This window comes from Paenibacillus sp. FSL R7-0313 (assembly GCF_037969885.1).
Taxonomy (GTDB): domain Bacteria; phylum Bacillota; class Bacilli; order Paenibacillales; family Paenibacillaceae; genus Paenibacillus.
In genome coordinates, this window is record NZ_CP150219.1 from 1,628,896 (window position 1) to 1,654,075 (window position 25,180).

The 25,180-nt window shown below is 47.0% G+C and carries 26 protein-coding genes; 17 read left to right on the forward strand and 9 right to left on the reverse strand.

The features are described from left to right. Nucleotides 1-302: 302 nt before the first annotated feature. From NSQ38_RS07200 to NSQ38_RS07230, 7 genes are all read left to right on the forward strand, one after another. Nucleotides 303-647 carry a Na-translocating system protein MpsC family protein gene (locus NSQ38_RS07200; protein WP_017691786.1) on the forward strand — a complete coding sequence of 115 codons (345 nt, stop codon included), beginning with the start codon at nt 303-305 and terminating at the stop codon, nt 645-647. A gap of 465 nt (nt 648-1,112) precedes the next feature. Beyond that, complete coding sequence (locus NSQ38_RS07205) at nt 1,113-2,183, forward strand: ABC transporter substrate-binding protein (RefSeq protein ID WP_339790425.1); 1,071 nt, start codon at nt 1,113-1,115, stop codon at nt 2,181-2,183. Nucleotides 2,184-2,294: 111 nt separating this feature from the next. Beyond that, nucleotides 2,295-3,221: a nucleoside hydrolase gene (locus tag NSQ38_RS07210; RefSeq protein WP_339790427.1), complete on the forward strand. Its 927-nt coding sequence runs from the start codon at nt 2,295-2,297 to the stop codon at nt 3,219-3,221. 204 nt (nt 3,222-3,425) lie between these two features. Further along, nucleotides 3,426-4,247 (forward strand): ABC transporter permease, encoded by an 822-nt coding sequence (locus NSQ38_RS07215; protein WP_036612869.1) that lies wholly within the window; start codon nt 3,426-3,428, stop codon nt 4,245-4,247. Between the two features lie 4 nt (nt 4,248-4,251). Continuing rightward, nucleotides 4,252-5,043, forward strand: a complete 792-nt coding sequence (locus NSQ38_RS07220; RefSeq protein ID WP_017691790.1) for an ABC transporter permease — start codon at nt 4,252-4,254, stop codon at nt 5,041-5,043. 18 nt (nt 5,044-5,061) lie between these two features. Continuing rightward, entirely contained in the window at nt 5,062-6,120 is a 1,059-nt protein-coding gene (locus tag NSQ38_RS07225; RefSeq protein ID WP_339167574.1) for an ABC transporter ATP-binding protein, read from the forward strand. A gap of 174 nt (nt 6,121-6,294) precedes the next feature. Further along, the gene (locus tag NSQ38_RS07230; protein ID WP_339788193.1) at nt 6,295-8,034 is read left to right on the forward strand and encodes an adenine deaminase C-terminal domain-containing protein; all 1,740 of its coding nucleotides are present in this window, start codon (nt 6,295-6,297) and stop codon (nt 8,032-8,034) included. 293 nt (nt 8,035-8,327) lie between these two features. On the opposite strand, the gene NSQ38_RS07235 is transcribed toward NSQ38_RS07230, so the two are convergent. Continuing rightward, on the reverse strand, nt 8,328-8,513 hold the full coding sequence (locus NSQ38_RS07235; protein WP_338588982.1) for a hypothetical protein: 186 nt from the start codon (nt 8,511-8,513) through the stop codon (nt 8,328-8,330). 222 nt (nt 8,514-8,735) lie between these two features. Here NSQ38_RS07235 and NSQ38_RS07240 point away from each other — a divergent pair, with 222 nt between their 5' ends. Further along, complete coding sequence (locus tag NSQ38_RS07240; RefSeq protein ID WP_339788194.1) at nt 8,736-9,473, forward strand: HAD family hydrolase; 738 nt, start codon at nt 8,736-8,738, stop codon at nt 9,471-9,473. Nucleotides 9,474-9,544: 71 nt separating this feature from the next. Here the strand turns inward: NSQ38_RS07240 and NSQ38_RS07245 are convergent, their stop codons facing one another. Then, entirely contained in the window at nt 9,545-9,895 is a 351-nt protein-coding gene (locus tag NSQ38_RS07245) for a cupin (RefSeq protein ID WP_339788197.1), read from the reverse strand. 360 nt (nt 9,896-10,255) lie between these two features. Here NSQ38_RS07245 and NSQ38_RS07250 point away from each other — a divergent pair, with 360 nt between their 5' ends. The 3 genes from NSQ38_RS07250 (at nt 10,256) to NSQ38_RS07260 (ending at nt 12,697) form a co-directional block, all read left to right on the forward strand. After that, on the forward strand, nt 10,256-10,735 hold the full coding sequence (locus NSQ38_RS07250; RefSeq protein ID WP_339788200.1) for a DNA starvation/stationary phase protection protein: 480 nt from the start codon (nt 10,256-10,258) through the stop codon (nt 10,733-10,735). A gap of 127 nt (nt 10,736-10,862) precedes the next feature. Next, nucleotides 10,863-12,074 (forward strand): nitric oxide synthase oxygenase, encoded by a 1,212-nt coding sequence (locus NSQ38_RS07255; protein WP_339790430.1) that lies wholly within the window; start codon nt 10,863-10,865, stop codon nt 12,072-12,074. A 155-nt stretch (nt 12,075-12,229) separates the two neighbouring features. Beyond that, entirely contained in the window at nt 12,230-12,697 is a 468-nt protein-coding gene (locus NSQ38_RS07260) for an NUDIX domain-containing protein (RefSeq protein WP_338588974.1), read from the forward strand. Between the two features lie 308 nt (nt 12,698-13,005). Here NSQ38_RS07260 and NSQ38_RS07265 read toward each other — a convergent pair whose 3' ends face one another. Further along, a complete protein-coding gene (locus NSQ38_RS07265; protein ID WP_339788202.1) occupies nt 13,006-14,361 on the reverse strand; it encodes an MFS transporter in 1,356 nt (451 codons plus the stop codon). 254 nt (nt 14,362-14,615) lie between these two features. Between NSQ38_RS07265 and NSQ38_RS07270 the strand changes: the two genes are divergently transcribed. From NSQ38_RS07270 to NSQ38_RS07285, 4 genes are read left to right on the forward strand one after another with little or no spacing between them, the layout of a single operon-like run. Continuing rightward, a complete protein-coding gene (locus tag NSQ38_RS07270) occupies nt 14,616-15,725 on the forward strand; it encodes an ABC transporter ATP-binding protein (protein ID WP_339788205.1) in 1,110 nt (369 codons plus the stop codon). After that, entirely contained in the window at nt 15,715-16,548 is an 834-nt protein-coding gene (locus NSQ38_RS07275) for an ABC transporter permease (protein ID WP_017691799.1), read from the forward strand. The genes NSQ38_RS07270 and NSQ38_RS07275 overlap by 11 nt, the downstream gene beginning before the upstream one ends. Continuing rightward, entirely contained in the window at nt 16,523-17,332 is an 810-nt protein-coding gene (locus tag NSQ38_RS07280) for an ABC transporter permease (RefSeq protein ID WP_062836831.1), read from the forward strand. Before NSQ38_RS07275 ends, NSQ38_RS07280 begins: the two co-directional genes overlap by 26 nt. Continuing rightward, complete coding sequence (locus tag NSQ38_RS07285) at nt 17,329-18,402, forward strand: ABC transporter substrate-binding protein (protein ID WP_339788207.1); 1,074 nt, start codon at nt 17,329-17,331, stop codon at nt 18,400-18,402. Before NSQ38_RS07280 ends, NSQ38_RS07285 begins: the two co-directional genes overlap by 4 nt. 302 nt (nt 18,403-18,704) lie before the next feature. Here NSQ38_RS07285 and NSQ38_RS07290 read toward each other — a convergent pair whose 3' ends face one another. The 5 genes from NSQ38_RS07290 to NSQ38_RS07310 form a co-directional block, all read right to left on the reverse strand. Next, complete coding sequence (locus NSQ38_RS07290; RefSeq protein ID WP_017691802.1) at nt 18,705-19,205, reverse strand: hypothetical protein; 501 nt, start codon at nt 19,203-19,205, stop codon at nt 18,705-18,707. Nucleotides 19,206-19,457: 252 nt separating this feature from the next. Beyond that, a complete protein-coding gene (locus NSQ38_RS07295) occupies nt 19,458-20,459 on the reverse strand; it encodes a cation diffusion facilitator family transporter (RefSeq protein WP_091036009.1) in 1,002 nt (333 codons plus the stop codon). Nucleotides 20,460-20,652: 193 nt separating this feature from the next. Beyond that, complete coding sequence (locus NSQ38_RS07300) at nt 20,653-21,249, reverse strand: SMI1/KNR4 family protein (protein ID WP_339788210.1); 597 nt, start codon at nt 21,247-21,249, stop codon at nt 20,653-20,655. Nucleotides 21,250-21,509: 260 nt separating this feature from the next. Next, entirely contained in the window at nt 21,510-22,280 is a 771-nt protein-coding gene (locus NSQ38_RS07305; protein WP_339788212.1) for a class III extradiol ring-cleavage dioxygenase, read from the reverse strand. After that, nucleotides 22,280-22,954, reverse strand: a complete 675-nt coding sequence (locus NSQ38_RS07310) for an alpha/beta hydrolase-fold protein (RefSeq protein ID WP_339788213.1) — start codon at nt 22,952-22,954, stop codon at nt 22,280-22,282. The genes NSQ38_RS07305 and NSQ38_RS07310 overlap by 1 nt, the downstream gene beginning before the upstream one ends. Nucleotides 22,955-23,181: 227 nt before the next feature. On the opposite strand from NSQ38_RS07310, the gene NSQ38_RS07315 reads away from it, so the two are divergent. Together NSQ38_RS07315 and NSQ38_RS07320 are read left to right on the forward strand one after the other, a co-directional pair. Next, on the forward strand, nt 23,182-23,547 hold the full coding sequence (locus NSQ38_RS07315) for a glyoxalase superfamily protein (protein ID WP_339788215.1): 366 nt from the start codon (nt 23,182-23,184) through the stop codon (nt 23,545-23,547). 66 nt (nt 23,548-23,613) lie between these two features. Next, nucleotides 23,614-24,153, forward strand: coding sequence for a cupin domain-containing protein (locus NSQ38_RS07320; RefSeq protein ID WP_339788218.1), 540 nt, complete (start codon nt 23,614-23,616; stop codon nt 24,151-24,153). Between the two features lie 244 nt (nt 24,154-24,397). Here the strand turns inward: NSQ38_RS07320 and NSQ38_RS07325 are convergent, their stop codons facing one another. Next, nucleotides 24,398-25,117 carry a 3-ketoacyl-ACP reductase gene (locus tag NSQ38_RS07325; RefSeq protein ID WP_339788220.1) on the reverse strand — a complete coding sequence of 240 codons (720 nt, stop codon included), beginning with the start codon at nt 25,115-25,117 and terminating at the stop codon, nt 24,398-24,400. Nucleotides 25,118-25,180 lie beyond the last annotated feature (63 nt).

The following is a 25,180-nucleotide window of genomic DNA, read 5'->3' on the forward strand; positions in this document are numbered from 1 at the left end:
TTGTCTATGTTTCGCAGGAATTAATACCCCTACAGAGAGAAAGTTGAAACGAAGACTCGAATGCTGTGTATTAAAACGTAGTTTAGAAGCAACAATAGTATAGGACTGACATGCAGGCATTTTAATGTAAATTCACTGTGGTTTAAGACGAATTGTTTTTGGAGGTAAATGTCTTATCGTTCGCTTCTGTGTGTAATTTACATGTTAAGTATATCTTTTGGGTTGCTCATTTCCGAAGATTTATGTATAATCAATCGTGTTAACACGTCGAATGTACGGTAGTAAGAGATGTGGGTGAGTTCATGGAACTACTGGACAGCAATGAGAGCAAGAAGAAGATGTGCCAGTATTATAACGAAATTTCGAAGGAACTGTTCGGATTTGGCACCACTCTCCTGAGAGTGACCATTGACCAGAATATTGTGACCTTCTACGCGAAGCACCGACGTTCACCGCGCTCTGACGCCCTGGAAGGGGAGGCCCCCGGCTTAAAGCTGGAAGTGGACTTCCGCATGTCTGTCTTATATAAGAAGAAATTCCGGGAGAAGCTCGAGCAACACATGGGTTTGCCAATTGAAGCTATATTGCGGGATTATGATGCGTCCACTCAGTGGGCAATCACAAATGTGATTCTGGAACAGGCCTAAGGATGGATCTTCAGGATTAATTCTTGTTGATGTATACAGAGGTTATGGCCGATTCATGATCAGGTTCCGTACAATTTCATATGATGGCGTCTGTCTTTGGATTGATTCTGAAGCAGAAACCGATGATGTACCGGCAGCGGGTGTCGCTTTCCTTTGTTTACGAAGAAAAGTGTTCTTGTTTATACAAGAATGCTTTTCTTTTTGTTTTTTAAGTCGAACTATACACACTCAACTAACGCAATTTACACGGGCCCTCGATGACAGAACAACCTTCCGATCGCTGTTATCCCCAGATTTTTTGATCCTTTAATAAAGGTGAAATCCGGTGATAAAGGCGCACGCTTCGCTTCTTCAGGTTATTTCTGTCCTCTCCGTTATGTGTAAATGCTTAGCAGAGCATGTAAGCTAGTTCAACTTAATGGTTGGGTTGTTAAAACACATATATCAGGGGGAATCAGGATCATGATGAAAAAGTGGATTAGCGGTTTGGCAGCAGTGGCAATGACATCGGTATTACTTGCAGGTTGTGGCAGCAGCACGGATGGTGCGACAGGCGGATCAGGCAGTGGGGGAACCGCAGCGAACAAATTGGTTATCTCCACTTGGGGCTTCTCGGAAGATTTCTTCAATGAAGAAGTATTTGGTCCCTTTGAAAAAGAACATAATGTAGACATCGTGCTCGAAGTCGGCAATAACGCTGAACGTCTGAATAAAATTCGTCAAGGTACATCAAATGTCGATGTCATCTACCTGTCTGATTATTATGCACAACAAGGTATCGATGAAGGTCTGTTTGAGAAAATCGACCGCTCCAAAATTCCAAATGTAAATGACATTTATGATATTGCCAAAGCACCACTTGGTGAAGATTATGGCCCGGCCTACACGGTTGGACAGCTCGGTATTGCTTATAACCCGGATCTCGTATCCAAAGAAGTGACTTCATGGAGTGACCTGTGGGACCCGGCGTTCGAAGGTAACCTGACCATCCCGAATATTACGGCAACAGCAGGCCCAATGGTTGTGGATGCAGCTTCCCGTGTAGCCGGAAACGATACGTTTAATGAAGATGCGGCATTTGCTGAACTGAAAAAACTGAGTGGCAATGTGGTGAAATTCTATAGCCAAACGTCCGAGTTCGTGAACATGTTCTCCCAAGAAGAGATTGCTGGCGGACCGATCATGGAAATGTATTTCAAAGATCTGAAAGCAGCCGTGCCTAATGCAAAGTTTGTTACACCTAGCGAAGGTGCATATGCCGTTATGAACACGATCAATGTCGTGAAGGGCAGCAAAAACAAAGAGCTCGCTGAAGAGTTCATCAACTGGCAGCTTAGCCAGGATGTACAAGCGAAATCTGCCAAAGCTAAAGTCGATTCCCCGGTTAACACAAAGGTTGAACTAACTGCTGAAGAAGCAGAAGGCGTAACATACGGCGCTGAAGTTGTTGAGAAGCTGAACAAGCTGGATATGGAATTCGTGAATCAACAGGTTAAAGGCTGGACAGATCGCTGGAACCGTGAGATTGCACAATAAAACAAGTAACAGGATGTCTTAAAAGTTATCTTTGATCAACATGTTTAACTTATATCATTTGCAGCAAGCAACCAATTACCGTATAGGAGTTGAGAACGGATGAGCGAAGCGCTGAATCGCATCATTTTGGATGTGGATACGGGGATTGACGACGCACTGGCAATTTTGCTGGCGGTCAAAAGCCGGAAGCTGGACATTCTCGGCATCACCACAGTCTGTGGGAACGTATCACTCCAGCAGGCAACAGAGAATACGTGCAAAATCCTTGAACTTGCGGGTGCACCTGAAATTCCGGTGATTGCCGGAGCGGCAGGACCCCTTACTCGCAAGTCTCATTATGAACACCGGGTACATGGACAGGACGGATTGGGCGGTGCGCTGCCTGATCCGGCGGTGTCCAAGCAAGCCGAGGACGGTTTTGCGCCGGACTTTATCGTGGAGCAAGCCAAGTTATATCCAGGCGAACTGACATTGATCATGACAGCTCCATTAACCAATCTGGCACTCGCGCTGATGAAGTGTCCTGAATTGCCTTCTTTATTGAAGGAAGTCATCTTCATGGGTGGTGTGGTTCGCGGACATGGCAACATTACACCAACAGCCGAATACAACACCTACGCTGATCCAGAGGCGGCACGCATCGTATTGCACGCAGGCATCGAGAAGCTTACTCAAGTCGGACTGGATGTAACGCGTCAAACGCTGCTAAATGAAGCAACAATTGAGCGTCTCACCAATCCTGCACTACGCGCTTACGTGGCTCAGAGCACGGAGATTTATATCAACCGATATGAACAAATGAACGGCGTCCGCGCTTGCGCGTTACATGATCCACTAGCCGTTGGCGTAGCCCTTGCCCCGGAACTGGTAGGACGCAAATCCTATTACGTCGATGTCGAAACCGCCAGCCGCCTGTGCGATGGCCAGATGGTATGTGACTTCCAAAACCGTTTGGGCAAGCAGCCCAACACCCTCGTCTGCGAAACCGTAGATGCAGAAAGCTTCCTTGAACTGTTTATCAACGCGTTAAACGCGTAGCTGCTCTGCCCCAATTAGATATTTATACGATTGCGGAGAGTGCAGAACCGATCTGGAGAAGCGAAGCGTTCCCCTTTATACCCCGATTTTCACCTATGAAATTGAATCAATAAATCGGGGGATAACAGGGATCGAAGGACGGTACTGCAATCGGAGTATTTAAGTATCAATCTCGAATTAAATTTACAAGTCAGGAGTATCGCGATGAAGAAATCAGTAATCTACTGGCTATTGCTGCCGGGATTCGTGTTTTTGGCGGCATTTATGATCATTCCGATTGTCCTGACGATCGGGTCGACGTTTTTCCAAGAAAACTCCTTCACGTTTGAAGGATACATGCATTTTTTCAGAGACCCATACTTTTTGAAAATATTGCTTACGACGCTGCAAGTCAGCGTGGTCACCACCATCGTCTGTGTGGTGCTCGGATTCCCGACAGCTTATTATATTTCGCAGAAAGCGCCGCGCCGCAAAGGCATTTTGCTGGCACTGGCGATCTTCCCACTGCTGACGAGCCCGGTCGTGCGCTCGTTTAGCTGGATGATCATTCTTGGACGCAAAGGGCTGATCAACAACACCCTTGTTGGCCTCGGTATCGTTGACAAGCCGCTGGATATTCTGTATACACCGGCAGCGATGATGATCGGTCTGACACACCTGTTCCTGCCATTGATGATTATCTCTCTGGTGGGCGTGCTTGAGAACATAGACGGTGACCTGCTCAAAGCAGCACAAAGTCTGGGGGCATCGCGCATTACGGCATTCCGCCGGGTCGTGTTCCCACTGGCTGTGCCAGGACTTGTGATCGGAGCCGTGCTTGTCTTTGTCGGAAGCCTGACGGCGTATACCACACCTGCCCTCCTTGGAGGCAAGCAGCGTGTAATTGCTACGTTCCTGTATCAGAACGCCATGACCCTCAACGACTGGTATCTGGCCTCGGTTGTTGCCGCGATTATGATTGTGATTACATTTGTCGTCGTCGGTGTCATGAACAAAATGGCCAAAACTTTAAATCCGAAGGGGTAGACATATGCGGGAGAAACATATCGGGCTGGGCCTGTTCAGTCTGCTGGTCTTTATCTTTCTGCTGGGCCCGCTTCTGATCATATCGGTCACTTCGTTTGAACCGGGAACGGTACTCAAATTTCCGCCGGAAGGGTTCTCCTTCCGCTGGTATGAGAATATTTTCAACACAGGCGGTTTCCTTCGCACATTCCAGACGTCCATCATCATTTCCCTTCTGGGGAACCTGTTGGCACTGGTGCTCGGAGTTCCGGCTGCGTATGCACTTAGTCGTTACGATTTCAAAGGCAAGTCCGTGCTGAACGCACTGTTCCTGTCCCCGGTACTGATCCCGGGAATCGTGCTTGGTTTTACATTGATGAAATACCTGATCGTAATCTACCATCTGCCGATGTATCTTGGACTGTTGATCGGTCATACGATTATCATGCTTCCATTTATCATTCGGGTTATTGCATCGAGTCTGTCGAGCTTTGACTTTGCAGTGGAAGAAGCTGCGCTGAGTCTTGGTGCGGGACGGGTAAGAACGTTCTTCACGATTGTGCTTCCTAACATCCGCTCAGGAATTATCGCTGCCGTGCTGATTGCCTTCTTGGAGTCCTTCAACAACGTGGACATCTCGGTGTTCATGACCGGACCAGGGGTAAGCACATTACCGATCCAGATGCTGACGTATGTGGAGAATTATTTTGACCCAACGATTGCAGCGATTTCCGTGCTGTTGATGGTACTGACCGGACTCTTAATGTTCGTGATCGAACGGATCATGGGCGGATTTTCATACTTTACTAAACGTTAATTGGAGGCGCAGAACGCTATGGCATTGCTGACATTAGACCACGTATCCGTGGCATACGATAAGCAGACAATCCTGAAGGATTTTCAGTTGGAGCTGGAAAAAGGTAAACTGCTCTCCCTGCTCGGACCGAGCGGTTGCGGCAAAACAACTACGCTGCGCCTCATCGCCGGATTTCTGGAAGCATCACAGGGCAAGTTTATGTTCGGCGGCAAGGATTATACGAAGGTTCCAGCGAACAAGCGGAACTTCGGATTTGTATTTCAGAGTTATGCGTTATTCCCGCATCTGTCTGTCTATGACAATGTGGCCTTTGGCCTGCGGATGCGCAAGGTGAAAGACAAGGATATCTCTTCCCGTGTGATGCGAATCCTGGAAGTCGTTAACCTGAATGGATTTGAGAAACGTTTCCCTCAAGAGCTGTCTGGTGGACAGCGTCAGCGTGTGGCGATTGCCCGCGCATTGGTGATTGAGCCTGATCTGCTCTTGTTTGACGAACCACTCAGTAACCTGGATGCCAACCTTCGCCTCAACATGCGGGTGGAGATTCGCCGGATTCAGCAAGAGCTGGGCATTACAACGCTGTATGTCTCTCATGACCAGGAAGAGTGCTTCTCGATCTCGGATCAGGTAGCGATTATGAACAAAGGCTTGGTCGAGCAGCTCGACCGCCCGGAAACGATTTTTAAATATCCGGCAACGGAGTTTGTCGCACGGTTTATCGGGTTCCATAATTTCATTGAATTTGCGGATCGCAGCGATGCAGGTGAACTCATCACATTGCATGCAGGTGGCCGCACGTTTACGGCAACAGCGCATCCTGGAACAGCACGTCCCGGTGCTCGTAAAGGCGCGATTCGCCCGGATGATCTGATCGTTAGTGGAGATACTTCTGCGGATGTCGTGAACGCCTTGCCGGGCATTATCAAGGTCAGCACGTATCTGGGACGCAGTTATCAGTATGTAATTGAGACGGAACTCGGTGATTTCACAGCAAATCAGGAGATGGAAACACCGTACCTTAGTGGGCAGCGTGTTAGCCTGATTTTCCCACAGGACAAGCTTGTATTGGTAGAGTAGTCGTAAATGTAGGGAGTAGCTTGAGGAAATAAGAGCAGTAAAGAAGACAATTCATACGATGATTCCGGACGAGGCAGTGGTACGCAATCAAGTGCATTGCATCAGATTAAAGTACAGGTTCATTGTCCAGTCCGGATCGCGGTGAAATGTTTGTGAAGAAGGAGATTATGCCCCATGCGTGCAGATCAACTAATTATGAATGTACATGTGTATAACAGTTATTATAAACGGTTTGAAATGAACAACGTTGCTGTACTCGAGGGCAGATTCCTATATGTTGGACCCGGTGGATCTGAGATGATTCAGGCAGACGAAGTCATTGATGCGCGGGGAAGATACATGATTCCTGGATTGATCGATATCCATCTGCATATCGAAAGTACGATGGTGACACCGGAAACCTTCTCCCATGGTCTGATTGGCTGTGGAGTAACGTCCATTGTCGCAGAACCGCATGAGATGGCAAATGTGTTTGGTCTTGAAGGTGTGCAGGAGATGATGGCTGTGAGTCGGGACACCACCGTGGATATGTTCTATGCGATCCCAAGTTCCGTTCCGGCAACCCCGATGGAGACAACAGGCGGTTCGATCGAGATTGAAGATATGGACGTGCTGCTCGCCACTGGCGAGATCATCTGTCTCGGCGAGATCATGAACTATGTCGATGTCATCCGTGATCCGGAGTGCAAGACCAACCAGATTTTACAGCATATCCGCAAAAACTATCCCGATCTGGTGATCGAAGGTCATACACCGAAACTGCTTGGACTTGATCTGCATCGACTGATCTACGCAGGTATTGATTCCGACCATACCCATCAGAGCATTGAGGGATTACAGGCGCGGATTGCCGCAGGTATGTTTATTGAAATTCAGGAGAAATCAATGACCCCGGAAGTTATGGAGTACCTGATTCAACATGATGTGGCGCAGCATTTCTGCTTCGTAACGGATGATGTGATGCCGGATTCACTGGTGGAGCATGGTCATCTGGATCATATCGTACGCAAAGCAATTCAGATGGGGATGCGTCCTGAAGATGCAATCTATGCAGCAACATCTACCCCTGCTTCGCGGATGAAAATGACCGATCGTGGCAGCGTGGCCCCGGGCAAGGTGGCCGATTATGTGTTGCTATCCAACCTGGAGGAGCTTTCGATTGATCAGGTGTACAAAAACGGCCGCAAAGCTTATGACAATTCCGAACCGTATAAGCAAGAACGAGTAACCGGGCAATTCCCACCTCACTTCTATAAGAGTGTGCAGTTGGAGGAGCTTGGCGTAGCAGATTTTGCAATTCAGTTGTCAGACCCGAAAGTCAGCGGAGCAGGTGTTGATCTCGCTGATGAAGGTGAGTACCAATGCCGTGTCATGATGGTGAAGGATGGTTCTACTTTTGTGGAAGAACATATTGCACCGATTCAGTCTGCGAATGGCGAATTGTTATGGGAAGAAAGCGGATATGCGCAGATCGCGACCTTCGAACGTTATGGTGTGAACGGCAATCGTGCACATGGTCTGATCGGTGGAGACACCATCAAACGCGGCGCCATTGCAACGACATATTCACACGACAATCACAACCTGCTGGTTGTAGGACGTAATCGTGAAGATATGATATTGGCAGCTAACACTGTGATTTCAAGCCAGGGTGGCTTCTGTGTGGTGGAAGACGGCAAGGTGCTGTCCCATCTGGAACTTCCCGTAGGTGGCATTTTGACGGAAGAACCACTTGCAGTGGTATCCCATCAAGTGAAGGAACTGAGAGCAGCCATGTTGTCTCTTGGGTATGTGCATTATAACCCGATCATGTCGATCAGTACTCACTCCCTTGCGGTAAGTCCCGCGCTGAAGATCACGGACCATGGCCTGATTGATGTGAATGCAGGTAAGGTTGTATCGTTAATAATCTAATTAGAATACACACATTCTGTGATGTACCTTCAATTGGATTGTGTGATAGTGGAGTAATTCGGATTAGATAAAGCAGGGCACCTCAGTTCACAACGATGTATGTTGTGGAAAGGGGTGTTCTTTTTTTATATAAAAGAGCCACGAACTTTTCTTTATATAGCTAACGCTCGATTTCGCCTATCCTTATTTGACTCAGGAGAAGAACTTGTCCTCATAAAATAAAAAAACCGCTAACTTAGCGATTTTCAGTGGGCTATGTTTATATGTTTTATACCAGTTGCTTCATTGTTAAATTATAATAATTTCTCCGGGTTTTTCACTTTAATTGAAAGAACCTCTCCGCAATCCAAACAAACCGTGAATACTCTTTCCGAGCCAAGCGCCAATTTCTTATCCAATGGACGAAGATTAATGAAATCCGTTGCTTGTACGAAAGACGTTCCTCCACAATCAGTACATTTCTTTTCAGAAATATCCATATATTCATCCCACCTTTTTAATCTTTAAAAGAGTCTTTAATATATTATATTCCATTAACTGGAATAAGACAATTGCTTATATACCTGTCTGTGTAGGCTTACGCTCATATGTAATGATCTGATCGTTATAATACGATGTTTCATTGTTTGGACGGAACCAATGGATAGATATATAGTAAGAAGAGAATGTTTGGACTCAAAGCAGGAGGATAGACAACGATTATGAATGAGATAAATAATACTAAAACCATATTTTTCGACGTGGATGATACTTTATATGATCACTTGCAGCCGCTTCGTGGCGCGTTGCAGGAAGTTCTCGGCCTGCCGGATGAGTTCCCTTATGCTGAGGCCTACCACCGTTTTCGTTATTACAGTGACTGGTTGTCTGCAGAAGAAGATCTGTCTGCTGTACCGGAGCCGGATGCGGTGGAGCGAATGCGTCGTCGTAGGTTTGAGTTGGCGATGGAGGAGTTTAGACTCCCCTTACAGTTGGGACAGGCTGAAGAACTGCAAGCACAGTATCTGAAAAGACAGTTCGAGATTGTACCTTTTGAAGGAGCATATGAGCTGATTAGAAGGCTTCAGGCAGAAGGTCATACCGTTGGTCTGATCACCAATGGAGAAGGAGAGCATCAGCGGCGCAAGCTTGAAGCACTGGATGTGCTCAGTCTCGTGGACGAGCATCTGATTTTCATCTCCGGTATGACTGGTTATGCCAAGCCAGATCGCAGGTTGTTTGAATATGTGAGTAAGCAGTCTGGGACAGATCCCCGTTCCAGCTATTACATTGGAGACTCGTGGCGTAATGATGTGGTAGGCGCAATGGATGCGGGCTGGACAGTTATCTGGTTCAACCATCGGGAGGCGGCGCCGGAATCTGATCATCAACCCCATTTTGTAGCATCGAGCTATGAAGAGATCAGTCGTATTCTGACTTTTGAGTGTGTTCAAGCTTAAGGAGATTTATGTTTAAAGGAGCAGTCCTGTTACCGTCTTAGGAGCAGGTCTGCTTTTTTATATTATACCTTCTATAAAGGCAACAATAATGAGGCGTCTAACTGCTCGCTTTCAATTACAATTGCCATGAGTCCAGCTTCAGTTTTGGTTTCGTGCCATTCATCTTTATCCCAGAGTACGGCCTCGCCACAATGCACTTTGATGTATTCATTTGCTTCACCTCTAACCCAACCCTCTCCACTTACGATTAAAAGGAGTTGAGAAACCACAGCTTGGTGATAACCTACTATTCCACCCTCAGCCAAGTGCATACATCCGATATGAGCTGCTTTGTTAGTCTGCGTAATATGTGACATTACAAAATTAGATTCAAATTTGGTAATCTTTTTTCCTGACTCTTGTTTAAATTGAAATATCCTCATGTTTACCTCCGCAATAGTGACTAAGTTAACTTCCTATAATGGTAACTATCTTTATGATGGGTATCATCCTATTTGACTAATTTATGGTTAATCTGATCAGATGAGTCTATCATAGCTCCAATCGTTTAGGAACAGTTTGCTTACCTTCACCATTTTGTTAGTTGTGTGTGCCAACGTTTCTATGAAGCTGTACTTCATGGAATCTTCATTTACAAGACAGTGCAAAAGCCTTCCCAAACAGGATATGCAGTGTTATAATTAAAACAAGATTTAGATTAAGTCTAAATTAAAAGAAGCAAACCAAAGCAATCCATCATAAAATTCAAATTCTATTTTTATATTCGAGAGGGGATAAATTCCATGAGCACAATCCAAACTAGAAACAACACTTTTGCCAACAACGCCACAGCACTTCAAGAGGTTCTGAACCGTCAGATCGCAGGCTGGTCTGTACTGTACACGAAACTGCATAACTTCCACTGGTATGTTCAAGGACCTCATTTCTTCACACTGCATGCCAAATTCGAAGAGCTGTACAATTTAGCTACGGCGAATATGGACGAAGTTGCAGAACGTTTGCTGGCTATTGGTGGACGTCCGGTGGCTACGATGGCTGAACAGCTGCGTCTTTCTCCAATTGAAGAAGCACAAGGGCATTTGTCTGCTGAGCGTATGGTAGAGTCGGTGGTTGCTGATCTGCGTACAATGGTGGAAGTGATTCATCAAGGCATTCACGAAGCGGGAGAAGCAGAGGATAACGCAACGGAAGATATGCTGATTGGTTTCACCGCTGCGCTGGATAAAGAGGTCTGGATGTTAAACGCATTTTTGGGCAAATAAGCAAAGTTACCCTTCATCCTGACAACGATATGTAGAGTCCGTGAACAAAGTGTCCGTTCGCTTACAAATCCGGTGCACTTGCCGTATAATGATGGCATCCAAGATGTACAGAATGGTGGAATGAATGATGCGGTCAGACCTGGAACAATTGCAGGAAGAAGCTGAACGGTTTATATATACATGTTATGAAGAGCTGGGTCATGCGCGTGAAGACGCGCAGGCCCGGCTTGTTGCCGTTATGGGAGAGATCGAAGCAACGGGTACCTATGTGCATACCACAGAAGAATTGGAGCAGGGGTGCAAAATGGCCTGGCGGAACAGTAATCGCTGCATCGGACGGCTGTTCTGGGACAAACTTCGGATCGTGGATGCCCGTCATGCCGATACGGCAGGAACGGCAGCGGATGCGGTGATGAATCATATTCATATGGCATCCAACGGAGGCAAAGTAATTCCGATGATTACGATCCTTCCACCGGATGGGCCGAATGGAGCTCCGGTACGTGTCTGGAATCATCAGCTTATTCGTTATGCAGGATATGAGACAGAGCAAGGCATTATTGGAGATCCTGCTTCGGTGGAACTGACCAAGGCGGCGATGTCACTTGGCTGGCAAGGAACAGGTAGCTCATATGATGTGTTACCGCTCATTATTCAGGCACAAGGACAAGCGCCAGAGTGGTATGTTATACCCGAAGAAGAGATTGTGGAAGTGATGATTGAACACCCAGAGCGGGAAGAGATTGCGGAGCTTGGCATACGCTGGTACGGTGTGCCGATGATCGCCGATATGCGTCTGGAGATTGGTGGTATATCCTACCCGGCAGCGCCGTTTAATGGTTGGTATATGGGTACCGAGATTGGCGCTCGTAATCTGGCGGACACGTTCCGGTATAACAAATTGCCTGCGGTGGCGGCAGCATTTGGGTTGAATACGTCGAGTGAAACGACATTGTGGAAGGACCGTGCGTTGGTGGAGCTGAATGTGGCTGTGCTGCATTCGTTTAAAAAAGCAGGCGTGAGCATTGTGGATCACCACACGGCGGCAGCGCAATTTGCTATGTTTGAACAGCGGGAAGAGAAGGCTGGGCGTGAGCTGACCGGGGATTGGGTGTGGCTGATTCCGCCGGTATCTCCGGCGACAACGCATATTTTCCACAGTTCCTATCGCAATGAGATCGTGAAGCCGAACTTTTTCCATCAGGATCAGGCGTATACGCTGAAAGATGGCGTGGCATCTGCTGCGGAGCAGCGAAGCAGCGAGCAGCAGAATGCACAGGTAGAGCATCCCCAGCCACAGGCCGGTGATGCACCAATGAAATGCCCGTTTGCACATTAAATTGTGCAGACGGGTTATTTTTTGTGATCCTTTTTTATCAAACGAAGGGTTTTAAAATAGGAAAAAAATGAAAAGATTCTTTCTCTATATGGAAATATATAACACATCTATAATGAAGCCATGACTTTGACTTCACATAGGGGAGGGAACAATCCATGGGTTATATTGAAACGTTGCGAGGAATGGTTGGCAATGCTCCTGTTATTTTGGTGAGACCGAGTATATTGATCTTGAACAAGACAGGTGAGATTCTATTAGTTCGACATCTGGATGATACGTGGGGAGTACCAGGTGGAAATATGGAGCTCGGCGAATCGGTGGAAGAGTCTGCAATGCGAGAGGTCAGAGAAGAGATTGGGATAGAGATCAAGAAACTTCATCTGTATGGTGTCTTCTCAGGAAAAGAGTTATATACGAAATTAAGAAATGGGCATGAATACTATAATGTGGTCATTGGTTATATTTGCACGGAGTATGAGGGAGAATTGAAGCCGGATGGGGTAGAAGTTCTTGAAGCAAGGTTTTATAAACCAACAGAATTACCTGACACGACCGACCCTTACTTAAAAAGAAAAATCCAAGAAAATGCAGAGAATATAGCAACATTATTAGGAAAAGCATAATCGAGAGGTTGCCACCGAAATGGTTTCTCTCACGAGTTGTAGAGCTAACGAACCGAGCGCGCCTTATAGGGCTGATTAATTGTGAAATTATAATTTAACGAACATCAGTGGCGTTATATCGGCATTAACCTGCCTGAAACCGATGCAGGAGCAATAAATCAAGGAAATAGCGCCTCTGTGATTCGTTAAAATACTGCCCTGTGGAAATTGAAGCGAATAACACTTGTGCGGTTCGTTAGAAAAAAATTATGCTAATGAAGGGATGTCCTCCGTCGTGTTTATGACTTGTGGACATCTCCCTTTTGCATTTACACCGGTTTTGTCTTGTACCGACTGCGCATCGCAGCCTGAACTACAATGGCAACAGCAATCAACACCAGATTGAACACAAACACGGAGTAAAGCGATCCAACTTCCATAAGTAGCGCTGCAACCAGTGGAGATACGATGGAGCCGATCTCGGCAGCTGAGACAATTTTGCCTATGACAGAGCTTCGACTCTCGTCCGGGATATGATCACCAATATGAGCAAAGAACGAATCCATGTAACATGCACCGCCAACCCCGCCAATGAGCATGCCAACGTAGACCCATAGATGGGAGGACGTGCTTAGAAATACAACAACTTCGATTCCAATCAGGAACATGCCGAGCATACAGAGTAACAGACGATCGCCTAACCGGTCAGAGAGATAACCAACAAAGGGAGCAGCGGCAAGCGTAGAAATCCCTGAGACGGTGAAGGCGAGACTGGTTGCAAACGGGTCCCAATGCATGATGTGAGCTGCATACAGTGCAAAATAGGTGAGGAATACCGCATAGGCGCTCATCTCCAAAAAATGTACTGTGCCGTAGCCGAGAAGCTGTTGCCGCTGTGTGAGCTTTGTAGACAAATCTTGAGTATGCTTTGCATCAGACGGTGATGAAGATAAAGGAGGCGCAGTCGATACAGTAGTATGAGGGTGGGAGTCACTTGTAGTGGAGTCTACAACTTTATCCGTGTGGAGTACTGAGTGTGCTGAGTTGACCAGAGGTTCTTGTGTCACCGTAGTAGAAGGATCTTCTAATGGATGATCACTTAACGTACTTCCGGATTCATGAGTAGCTCTAGCTTGTGCCGTCGTCTTTATCCCCATCGCAGCGACCACGGCCATCAGACAACATACGGTAACGAGTAAAAAAGGCACCGACAATGGCCAGTGCAGCGCAAGCCAGCCACTAATGACTGGGCCAAGTACCATACCGCCGCCTTCACTGCTGCTGATATACCCATTGTACAGCCCGCGGTTGTCTACATTACCCCCATCCCCGATGATGGAACGTACGACCACGGTAAGGCCCGTGGAAGCGAGCCCCTGTAGAAGTCGGAGCAGGCCGAATAACACCGCAGCATTAGACACCGCGAATCCGCCCATGCAGACAGCCAGCAGGATCAGCATCAGGATGAGCGCCTTTTTCCCTCCAAGCCTTCTATAAATTGCCGCAGCAGGAATACCACCAATCACTTTCCCCACATAAAAAAGTGCAAAAATAACCCCCATCATCCAGCCGGACAGGCCGAATTCCTCAATAAACAAAGGAAACAGGGGCAGGATCATGAATCCGCCCATCTGACTTAGGAAACAAATGGTCATCAGCAAAGGCAGGTTACGACGAATATCCAAGAGCCAAGACTCCTCTCACACATAAAATGGAATCCTAAAAATTCTTCATTTACTCCATATGGGTACGTATTATCGACATTACCCGTAATGTATGCAGAATTTTTGAAAATAAGAAGAAATGACACGCGGCGTTTACATCAAAACCATTGCGGATATACCTGAATCATATATAATAGATGGGTTATCTATAAGGATGCATGAACGAAGTGCACAGAATGAAGAGGTACCTCAAGTATAAGGGGGCGATGTGAAGCATGTCAGAACAACAACCGATTATCCGCTTCGAAGCGGTGACTCAGCAATACGATCAGGATGAAGCCGTATTGAAGGCAGTCAGCTTTGAGATTGAGCGGGGTAAATTTTATACGCTTCTTGGCCCATCGGGCTGCGGGAAAACAACGATATTGCGGCTGATTGCCGGTTTTGCGGAGCCGACTCAGGGCAGTATTTATTTTAATGGTGCGCTCATCAACCGAGTGCCTGCCCACCAGCGGCAAGTGAATACCGTATTTCAGGATTATGCGCTATTTCCACATTTGAATGTATTTGAGAACGTAGCTTTTGGTTTGCGGATCAAAAAGATGAAAACGGCTGAAATTCGCAGCAAAGTGTTGGAAGCCCTCAAATTCGTCAATCTGTCCGGTTATGAGAACCGTGAAATTGGTGAAATGTCCGGCGGACAACGACAACGGGTTGCGATTGCACGCGCAATTGTGAACGAACCTGAAATTCTGCTGCTGGACGAGCCGCTCTCAGCACTCGATCTGAAGCTGCGGACCGAAATGCAGTATGAATTACGGGAGCTGCAACAGCGACTGGGCATCACGTTTATCTTTGTTACACATGATCAGGAAGAAGCCTTGGCGATGTCCGACGAGATCTTTGTCCTGAATGGCGGCGTAATTCAACAGAGCGGTACACCGAATGATATCTATGATGAACCGATTAACCGCTTTGTGGCAGACTTTATCGGGGAATCGAACATTGTATCGGGTAAAATGAAGCAGGACTTTGTGGTGGAATTCGCTGGCGCACAGCACGAGTGTGTCGATCAGGGTCTCCAACCGGACGAGCCGGTAGAGATTGTTATTCGCCCAGAGGATCTGGAGATTACAACCGAAGAACAGGGCAAGCTCAAGGTCAATGTGGACTCCCAGTTATTCCGCGGAGTGCATTACGAGATATCCACATACGATGATGCGGGCAATGAGTGGCTTGTTCATTCAACCAAGAAAGCCGTTGTCGGCGAGCGGATAGGACTCTATTTTGACCCGGAAGCTGTACACGTCATGCGCTTTAACGAGACCGAGGAAGAGTTCGACAAGCGACTTGAAGCTTATCAAGAGGCCGCTCATGCAGACTAAGGCCAGCACACGCAATGCGTATCTGATTCCATATGTACTATGGATGGTGTTGTTTGTTGTGGCGCCGGTTCTGCTGGTCATCTATTATTCATTCTTCGATGTGGAGGGTAACTTCACGTTTGGCAACTACGCCCGGTTCTTTACACCGGTGTACTTGCAGATGACGCTCAGTTCGTTCTGGTATGCATTTCTGATTACGGCGTTCTCGCTGCTGATCTCGTATCCAACGGCGTATATGCTGACCCGGACGAAGCACAAGCAGCTGTGGTTGCTGCTGATCATTCTGCCAAGCTGGATCAATCTTTTGTTAAAAGCGTACGCCTTCATCGGTCTGTTTGGAACGTACGGTCTGACCAACTCCCTGCTTGAAGTTGTGGGGATTGGCACACAGCAGATTTTGTTCACCGATTTCAGTTTTATCTTTGTCTCGGTGTACATCTTCATTCCATTCATGATTCTGCCGATCTTCAATGCGCTGGAAGAGATGAATCCATCGTTGATCTACGCGGCGCGGGATCTGGGAGCCTCATCTTGGCTGACGTTCCGCCGGGTTATCTTTCCGCTGACGATTAGCGGGGTGAAATCAGGCTGTCAGGCTGTGTTTATTCCTGCGCTGTCCCTGTTCATGATTACCCGCCTCATTGCGGGGAACCGTGTAATTACGCTGGGAACAGCGATTGAACAGCATTTTCTCGTCACCCAGGACTGGGGGATGGGTTCAACGATTGCCGTCTTTTTGATTATTGCGATGGCGATCATTATGTTCCTGACTGGATCAGGTAAGAAGGAGGTGCGTAATGGGAAGAAACGGAAAGCTGTCTAACGTCTATCTAGCCGTTGTATTCGCCATATTGTACGCACCGATTGCGTATCTGATCTTCTACTCCTTCAACAGCGGCGGTCACATGCGCAGCTTCGAAGGATTCACGCTTGAATGGTACAGAGAGGTGTTTGCCGATACACGGCTACTCATCATTGTGCTCAATACATTTATCATTGCGCTCCTGTCATCAGCGATCTCAACGATTCTCGGTGTAGCAGGAGCACTGGCGATCTACCATGTGCGTCGCAAACGGACCAAAAACACGTTGCTGTCACTCAATAACGTGCTGATCGTTAGTCCGGATGTCATCATTGGTGCGTCATTCCTGATTCTGTTCACCATGATTGGTATCAAACTGGGCTTCACTTCGGTTCTGCTGTCTCATATTGCATTCAGCGTGCCAATTGTCGTGATCATGGTGCTGCCAAAGCTGCAAGAGATGAGTCCAACACTGATGGATGCGGCGCGCGATCTGGGCGCTGGTTCATGGCAGATTCTGACGCGTGTGGTGCTGCCATACGTGAAACCGGGTATTTTTGCCGGATTCTTCATGGCCTTGACGTACTCGCTGGACGACTTCGCGGTAACATTCTTTGTCACGGGTAATGGTTACTCTACACTCTCTGTAGAGATATACTCGAGAGCAAGGCAGGGCGTTTCGTTGTCCATCAATGCTTTGTCTACCCTGTTATTCCTGCTCACGGTGCTGCTGGTAGTCGGATATTACTTCATTAACCGCCGTGCAACACGGATACCTCCCGGAGGAAAGGGGCTGCGACCATGAAGCAACTGGTACGGACATTTGCGCTTGTATTCGTGGCCGCTTTTGCCCTGATGATCCTGGCTTCGTATCTGAACAAGAGTCAGGGGTATTCTGGCGGCAACACGCTGACCATCTATAACTGGGGCGATTATATCGACCCGGATCTGCTCAAGGAATTTGAGGACGAGACCGGCATGAAGGTCATCTATCAGACGTTTGACTCCAATGAAGCGATGCTGACCAAGATTGAGCAGGGCGGTACTACGTTTGATGTGGCGATTCCTTCTGAATATGCGATTAGCAAAATGAAAGAAGAAGACCTGCTCGTTCCACTCGATCATAGCAAATTAACTCACCTGGACAACATTGATCCGAGGTTCATGGACTTGTCCTTTGATGAAGGTAACAAGTACTCCATCCCTTATTTCTGGGGAACGGTGGGGATTGTATACAATCCCGAACTGGTGGATGGATTGACGTTTGATAGCTGGAACGACCTGTGGGACCCGCGTTTGAAAAATCAAATCCTGCTCCTTGATGGCGCACGCGAAGTCATTGGGATGGGTCTCAACAGTCTCGGATATTCCTTGAACGATACCAACCAAGACCACTTGCAAGAAGCGCTGAAGAAGCTGTCTACATTGACACCAAACGTCAGAGCAATTGTGGGTGACGAGATCAAAATGTTACTCGCCAATGAGGAAGCAGCCGTTGGGCTCGTGTGGTCCGGGGATGCATCCGAGATTATGGATGAGAACGACAAGCTGGATTACATGGTGCCTGAAGAAGGCTCGAACCTCTGGTTCGATAACATGGTTATTCCAAAGACGGCGAGTAATATTGAAGGGGCACACCAGTTTATCAACTTCATGCTGGACCCAGACCATGCGGCTCGCAATGCCGAGTATGTGGGATATTCCACACCAAACGCTGAGGCCCTTAAGCTGCTGCCAGAGGACATCTCGGAGGATGAACGTTTCTATCCAGACGAGACACTGACAGGCAAGCTTGAAGTGTACGATAATCTGGGTAAAAAAATGCTCTCGCATTATAACGACCTGTTCCTGGAGTTTAAAATGCACAGTAAATAATCGCTCAATAACGTGTGCACAGTTCGTTAGATTTGCAAAAAAAACAAAAAAGGGATGCTGCTCGTCATTTCAATTGAATGACGAGCGGCATCCCTTTTTTATTACCTACTTCAGAGCAATAGCTCAGGTTATATTATTTTCGTAGACACGTTAACGGAGGGGACAGAAAAAACAAAGGAAGCGTAGCGGTCGCCTTTATCAACGGATTTTCCCATTCTAGATGGGATTCAAAAAAATCCGAGGATAACAGCGATCCGAAGTTGTTCTGTCACCGCAGTGATCAAGTGGAAACGAATAAAGGGTTACATGCGCTTTTTGCGACCTACCATGATCCATGCCCCACCCATAATCAGCACAATCGCCACGAACGGTTGGATAAAGCTTAAACTGCTCAGCATCGTACCAATCGACATCACGGCAAAGAACAGCAGGGAGATAACCGTCAGAATGTTGATGGGGATCAGCAACCATTTGTTCCGACCACCAAACCAGTACAATTCGAACAAACCAACAGCTACAGCCAGAATGAAGCCCGGCCACATCGTACCCCAGTTGTTAAACAGCATAGCGATCTGACAGACGATACCAACCGTGAGCAACAACCCACCGGGAACCAGCAGTCCAACCCCTCTGCCAATCATGGAGAAGTAGAGCCAGTGGAAGAACAGTCCTAGTGGAATCACGAACAACGTGGGCCAGAAAGTCGCAAAGATCGTACCCGGACCGAGTGAACCTCCCTGGTTCAGAATCAGGTACACGCCCAGCAAAATGAGAACAGGCGCAAGGATCGTACGTTTAGCCATAATATCTCTCCTTCTTAATACAAGATCAATTTCCGAACGGTTGTATGTAGAGCAATACTTTCGTTACTCACAGCATACCATGAACTGGAAAAGTCTATCCTCCGTCTTTGGAGTTAAAGTGAACCTAGACCAAAGTCTAGGTAAGTATTTGGGCAACTACCTCTTTGTAGATGAGTGTGTAGTTGAACATACTAAAAACCCACTCTGTTGAAGAGTGGGTTCTGTCATTCTTTTTATCCAAAACGAAGCTTGTTATTTCACCACATCTGAATGTTTCTTGCCCCAGCTGTTCACACCGTCATCCTCAATAATGGAGATGGCAGCGTCGGCGATATCGGGGTTCGTCATCAGTTTCTCCTGAATACGGAACTTGATGTCATCCGCATCAGCCAGGCTGAGTCCTTTGGTCAGTTCAATCAGACCTTCCACATGATAATAACGGCCTTCCTGAATAATACGCATCATCTGAATGTCAGCAACATGTGTGTCTGCCAGAATGGTTTGGGACACTTTGTCCTCAATATCCTGTGGAGCCGCAACACCGATCAATCCGATCATATTATCGTAACCGACACGGAAGGCTACAGCGATCATCAGACATCCAATAATCGTTGTCACAATGCCATCGAGCAATGCAAAATTGGTTAATGCAATGACTACAACGGAGATCAAGGCGAGTGTCGCACCGAGTACTGCTACAACATCTTCGTAGAATACGAGACGGGTTGGTGGCGCAGCACGGCCTACATTTTTGATGGCAGCAGGGACCAAGGCAAATCCGGCGGCTTTGGGTGCGCGTGCTTCTTTTAGAATTTCCTTCATGGCTTTGATCAGGATGGCCCCGTCAATGACAATGTTCAGAACAAGCACTCCGATGTTAATCCAGAGACCGCCGGTATGACCAACAGGATGCTGGAGCAGGTGAATCCCCTCATGAATGGTCTCATAGGCCATAATCGTCACGACAATAACGGCGATCATACAGAAAATGTTGATGACCCGTCCGAATCCGGTCGGGAAGCGGCGTGTAGGTTTTTTCTCGGACAACACACTTCCGACAAAGACAAACCCTTGGTTAATGGCATCAGCAAGTGAATGCATCGCCGAAGCGAACATGGCACCACTGCCACTGAATAGGAAGGCTCCCCCTTTGCACACCGCAAGAACAGCATTACCTGCCATCGCTACGGCGGAGGATGTGTTTCCTTTTTTGACGAGAGACATAAAGCTCTCAGACTTCGGTTGTTCAGCCACTTCGTGTGTTCCTCCCAGATCAATGTATTAGGTGTAGAAAAGGCATTTTATCTTATAGCATGTGCATTTCCACTAAATGTTATTATAACCGCTTTGACATATCCCAGCATTATGCAAAAAAGGTCATATCATCATGCTGATCATGTGATCCATAGGGAGTAGGCTGATGCCAGTTTGGATACGTTATACTTTCTCAGTACTCAATGGCCTCCAAGGCACGTAAATTCCGGTTAGACTGTTCCAACAGTTCCGTAAACGTCCCAGCGACATAATATACAAAATCCGGGTCATGTACGTACATAATAATTTGCCCAACCATTCCTTGCTCTGTCGGATCAAAATCGAACATCAGATACAGTGAGCCACCTCCAAGCATGCCAAACGTGATCCATTTCTTTTGAAAAAGGTAAGGTTTGATTCGGGGATCAAGCTCACGGATCTCTTCTTCGGTAAAATAATCATCCATGCGGTTCTCCACCAGCGTGGACTGCTCCTTTTGAATCTTTTCCAGGGATAACAGATAAAATGGTTCGGATTCCTGTCCATCCGCAAGGCTTGGATACAAGACGTGAAAGGCATAACCGCTCCCATTTTTACGTTTATAAAACGCACGAAAATCAGCAGGCAATCGAATACCATGTTCACGCTCGAATGCGTCGAGCTGCTCATCCGTCACGCCTTCAAACTCGCGATAAGCCTCCAAGAGCTCCCGGTTTTCCTCATCCTGTACCTTCTCCTCCAGCAACATATCCAGTTCATCCATCAATTCATATATACGCTGTTCTGGCATGCAATTCCCTCCGTATGAGCTATTCAGATAATATGGTGAGTGATATGCGAGCAAACTGATCCTAATTTCACCTCATATTATAGTTATAATCCGGAAAAGCACACAAGAAACCGGAGTCCTTGCTTTACATACTACAATGGTCTCATTAATTCAAAGGCGGTAACAACAAATAAAGCGTGAGCAACAGGGGACCCCCCTGTAACTCACGCTAATTATTTATCTACTATATAAAATGAAACTAACCTTTTATATAGTCCGCTTTAATCAAATTTCCAACAGGACAAGCTCAGGTTGCCATACTGATAGGCTTTGAACAGGAGTGATGCTCGCTTGTTCTGATCTCCCGCACCCATGGCGAGTAACAGCGGTACAAAATGCTCCGGCGTAGGCACGGCGGCTTGTGCTGAGGGTGCCAGTTTATCATAGGAGAAGAGAGACGCCGTATCCCAACTCACCAGCTTGTCATGCAGCCAGTTGTCGAACTCTGATGCCCACGAGTCAACGCCGTTACTTTCCCAGTTCAATCGACGCAGATTGTGAACGGTCCCGCCGCTACCAATGACGAGGATGTCTTGCTCACGCAAGGAAGCGAGCGCCTGTCCGACCTGATATTGCTGCTCACCTGTCAGATAGCGATTCACGGACAAGGCAACTACGGGAATATCCGCATCCGGGTAGAGCAGGCGTAGCACAACCCAAGCCCCGTGATCCAGGCCACGAACATCATCCGTTTGTACCGGAATCCCAGCTTCTGCGAATAGGCGCTCTACCTCGGCAGTGGTTTCTGCCTGTCCTTGAGCTGGGTACTTGATCTGATACAGCTCGGGTTGGAAACCGCCGAAATCATAGATGGTCTCGTAATTGGCTACCGAGGATACAAGCTGAGTTGTGGATTCCCAGTGAGCAGAGAACAATACGATTGCTTTAGGTTTTGGCAGTTCCTGTCCAAGTTTCTGCAGAAATTCGGTATACACATTCTCCTCCAGTGCCAGTGATGGGGCACCATGGGCAATAAACAGGGATGGCATCATTATGAATTCAGTCCTTTCGAGTCTTCGGAAGTCAGGTTCGCATCCGTGCGAAGCCATTGTTGGAATTGTTGATATAGATCGGGGGTCACCTGGTGTCCACCGTTGTAAGGAACATATGTGACGTGATTGGTATGTTGACGGAAGAATTCGGCGTTATCTTCGCCCAGTTGCAGCGGAAATAGATGATCCTGATCCCCATGCGATATGAACACAGACAGCTCCGAATCGGGTTGTAGCTCGTACTCGTCTTTCACAAATTGCGGGATGTACCCACTCATGGCTACAATGCCTTTAATTGCATCTCCCATGATCAGCGATAGAGTCATTGCCATAATGGCGCCCTGGCTGAATCCGGCGATATAACGCCGCGTGGGATCAATAGCATATTTGGCGGACAGATCAACAATCAACTGTTGCAGTCCCAGCACGGAGGCATCATACAATTCGCGGATGGGGTTGCCAATGCTTTTGATCTGAAAATAAGCATAACCACTGCCCTGAACGATAGTCCCACGGATGGCGACAATAATAAAATCAGACTGCATAGGCTCCATTAAACGAAGCATATCCTGCTCATCCGATCCCATGCCATGTAAGGCGAAGATTACAGGGTAACGTTGATCTGCATTGTAATGGGAAGGTAAGCGGACTTCATGTATATAAGGAGAATTCATTGAAAACACCACCTGATGAGGAATGAGTTAATATATCACTTTGATGATAAAGTTCACTAATATGAAATAAATATTCTTATTTATGAACAAAATTTATCATGGTTTCATTGTAGGGTCAATACTTTTTTTGTATGATGAATATATGTTGTTTATTAAAAATCTTGAATGTATCTACAATAAATGCCGCTGCGAATGGTTTATATATTATTCCCGAGGACGTGATCAGGATGTTAAAAAGTATCGTGCCTATTTTGAGAATATTTGATGAAAATAAAGCTAGAGAGTTCTACCTTGAATACCTGGGTTTCCAATTGGATTGGGAACATCGATTTGAGCAAGATATGCCCTTATATATGCAGATTTCACTCGATTCCATCGTGATTCATTTATCGGAACATCATGGAGATTGTACACCTGGAGCTGCCTTGCGCGTGGAAACAGATAACTTGGATACATTCCATGGTGCACTTCGTCAGAAAAAGTACAAACATGCGAGACCCGGTATAGAGGAGACCCCTTGGCAATCAAGGGAAATGACCGTGACAGATCCGTTCGGAAACCGAATTATATTTGTTGAGACAAGCGCTGAATAGATAAACTGAAGTAGCTAAGCTTACGTCTGGTGTTTTATATAGATCAAAGAAGGGGAGGGACGCAATATGGATATTGGTTTGGCTATTCGTACGATCCGCAAACAGAAACAGATTACGATCATGCAGATGTGCGAGGGAACGGGGTTGTCCAAAGGTTTTATCAGCAACGTGGAAAATAACAAAACGTCACCTTCCATTGCTACACTTGAAAGTATTGCGGATTATCTGGAAGTTCCACTTCCCTATTTGTTGCTGACACCGGAGCAACGGATGAACGTGGTACGCAAGAACGAGCGTAAGGAAACGACAGCCGGAAGTGGACAGATTAAAGTGCAGCAGCTTACCGCCAAAGGTGCGATGCGTATGTCCATTGTAGAATTGCCTCCAGGTGCATCGACCGGGGTTAGCAAACATGCCGGGGAGGAAAGTCATCTGGTGTTGCAGGGCAAGATTCGTGCGGAGCAATGCGAAGATGTGGAAGTTTTAGAAGCGGGTGATTCGTTTACCTGGAATGCAGTTGTGCCCCATGAAGTGACCAACATCGGTGAGGAACATGCGGTGGTGCTCATCGCAGTGTCCAAAGAATTGGGTTTGGATCATTTGTAGAATAAAAAAAGGACGTCGCCCCAGTACATGAACATGCGAACATGCATACATGTACAATGGGAAACGTCCTTTTATATTTCTAACGAACTGAGCGAACCCTATTAGATGATTCTAAGTAGATCTCGAGATGTAACGAATCTCAGACGCTTTATTTCACTCTTGTGCGTGTAATTTGGCTACATTCCACAGACTTCTGGCGAAATAACGTCGCAGAGATTCGTTAGAAAAATCAGAAGCACACTGTCTATTGCGGATTCGTCGTCCAGATGCCTGCTGCTTTAACGAAGACACGGTCGGACAGCTTGAGCGTTGCGAGTGCAAGTTCAGCTACATCTTCCGCTTGCATCATGCGATCTTCGTCGCCAATTTTCAGTCCGGCATTGGTCGCAAGCTCCGTATTCACTGTGCTTGGTGTCAGTGCCGTTACACGAATGTTGGATTTGCGCACTTCCTGCATCAGAGATTCGGTCATGCCGAGTAGCGCAAACTTGGATGCACAGTATGCCGAACCTGTAGCGAATCCGCGCTCACCTGCAGTGGAAGCAATATTGATAATGCTGCCGCTACTTTCCTTGATCATGCTTGGGAGGACAGCACGTGTGACGTAATATGTACCCATAACGTTAACATGCAGGATGCGTTCCCACTCTTCCGGGTCCATATCCAGCAATGTGCCAAAGCTTGCAATACCTGCATTGTTGATCAGGATATCCACTGCGCCGAGTTCCATCTCAATGGCTGCTACAGCGGCTTCCGCCTGTGTGCGATCCGAGATATCTGCCGCAGCACTGGTTACTTTCACACCGTATTCTTGACTAAGTGACTGTTGCAGAGCCTGAAGATCGGAAGCGGTACGTGCAATAAGGCCGAGGTGCACACCTTCTTTGGCAAGTGCTTCAGCGATGGCACGACCGATACCTTTTCCGGCACCTGTAATGATAGCTGTTTTATTTTTAAGTTCCATGTGGATAATTCCTCCTTAGAATTGGACTGGCATTTGATTATACTATATTACCCACAGTTCGGA

Excerpts from the sequence above, each read along its gene's own strand:
- NSQ38_RS07255 (WP_339790430.1), top strand. The coding sequence starts at position 10,863 with ATGCGGTCAGACCTGGAACAATTGCAGGAAGAAGCTGAACGGTTTATA.
- NSQ38_RS07225 (WP_339167574.1), top strand. The coding sequence starts at position 5,062 with ATGGCATTGCTGACATTAGACCACGTATCCGTGGCATACGATAAGCAG.
- NSQ38_RS07250 (WP_339788200.1), top strand. The coding sequence starts at position 10,256 with ATGAGCACAATCCAAACTAGAAACAACACTTTTGCCAACAACGCCACA.
- NSQ38_RS07215 (WP_036612869.1), top strand. The coding sequence starts at position 3,426 with ATGAAGAAATCAGTAATCTACTGGCTATTGCTGCCGGGATTCGTGTTT.
- NSQ38_RS07285 (WP_339788207.1), top strand. The coding sequence starts at position 17,329 with ATGAAGCAACTGGTACGGACATTTGCGCTTGTATTCGTGGCCGCTTTT.
- NSQ38_RS07280 (WP_062836831.1), top strand. The coding sequence starts at position 16,523 with ATGGGAAGAAACGGAAAGCTGTCTAACGTCTATCTAGCCGTTGTATTC.
- NSQ38_RS07305 (WP_339788212.1), bottom strand. The coding sequence starts at position 22,280 with ATGATGCCATCCCTGTTTATTGCCCATGGTGCCCCATCACTGGCACTG.
- NSQ38_RS07315 (WP_339788215.1), top strand. The coding sequence starts at position 23,182 with ATGTTAAAAAGTATCGTGCCTATTTTGAGAATATTTGATGAAAATAAA.
- NSQ38_RS07310 (WP_339788213.1), bottom strand. The coding sequence starts at position 22,954 with ATGAATTCTCCTTATATACATGAAGTCCGCTTACCTTCCCATTACAAT.
- NSQ38_RS07235 (WP_338588982.1), bottom strand. The coding sequence starts at position 8,513 with ATGGATATTTCTGAAAAGAAATGTACTGATTGTGGAGGAACGTCTTTC.
- NSQ38_RS07205 (WP_339790425.1), top strand. The coding sequence starts at position 1,113 with ATGAAAAAGTGGATTAGCGGTTTGGCAGCAGTGGCAATGACATCGGTA.
- NSQ38_RS07290 (WP_017691802.1), bottom strand. The coding sequence starts at position 19,205 with ATGGCTAAACGTACGATCCTTGCGCCTGTTCTCATTTTGCTGGGCGTG.
- NSQ38_RS07245 (WP_339788197.1), bottom strand. The coding sequence starts at position 9,895 with ATGAGGATATTTCAATTTAAACAAGAGTCAGGAAAAAAGATTACCAAA.
- NSQ38_RS07270 (WP_339788205.1), top strand. The coding sequence starts at position 14,616 with ATGTCAGAACAACAACCGATTATCCGCTTCGAAGCGGTGACTCAGCAA.
- NSQ38_RS07320 (WP_339788218.1), top strand. The coding sequence starts at position 23,614 with ATGGATATTGGTTTGGCTATTCGTACGATCCGCAAACAGAAACAGATT.
- NSQ38_RS07230 (WP_339788193.1), top strand. The coding sequence starts at position 6,295 with ATGCGTGCAGATCAACTAATTATGAATGTACATGTGTATAACAGTTAT.
- NSQ38_RS07300 (WP_339788210.1), bottom strand. The coding sequence starts at position 21,249 with ATGCCAGAACAGCGTATATATGAATTGATGGATGAACTGGATATGTTG.
- NSQ38_RS07220 (WP_017691790.1), top strand. The coding sequence starts at position 4,252 with ATGCGGGAGAAACATATCGGGCTGGGCCTGTTCAGTCTGCTGGTCTTT.
- NSQ38_RS07275 (WP_017691799.1), top strand. The coding sequence starts at position 15,715 with ATGCAGACTAAGGCCAGCACACGCAATGCGTATCTGATTCCATATGTA.
- NSQ38_RS07325 (WP_339788220.1), bottom strand. The coding sequence starts at position 25,117 with ATGGAACTTAAAAATAAAACAGCTATCATTACAGGTGCCGGAAAAGGT.
- NSQ38_RS07260 (WP_338588974.1), top strand. The coding sequence starts at position 12,230 with ATGGGTTATATTGAAACGTTGCGAGGAATGGTTGGCAATGCTCCTGTT.
- NSQ38_RS07200 (WP_017691786.1), top strand. The coding sequence starts at position 303 with ATGGAACTACTGGACAGCAATGAGAGCAAGAAGAAGATGTGCCAGTAT.
- NSQ38_RS07240 (WP_339788194.1), top strand. The coding sequence starts at position 8,736 with ATGAATGAGATAAATAATACTAAAACCATATTTTTCGACGTGGATGAT.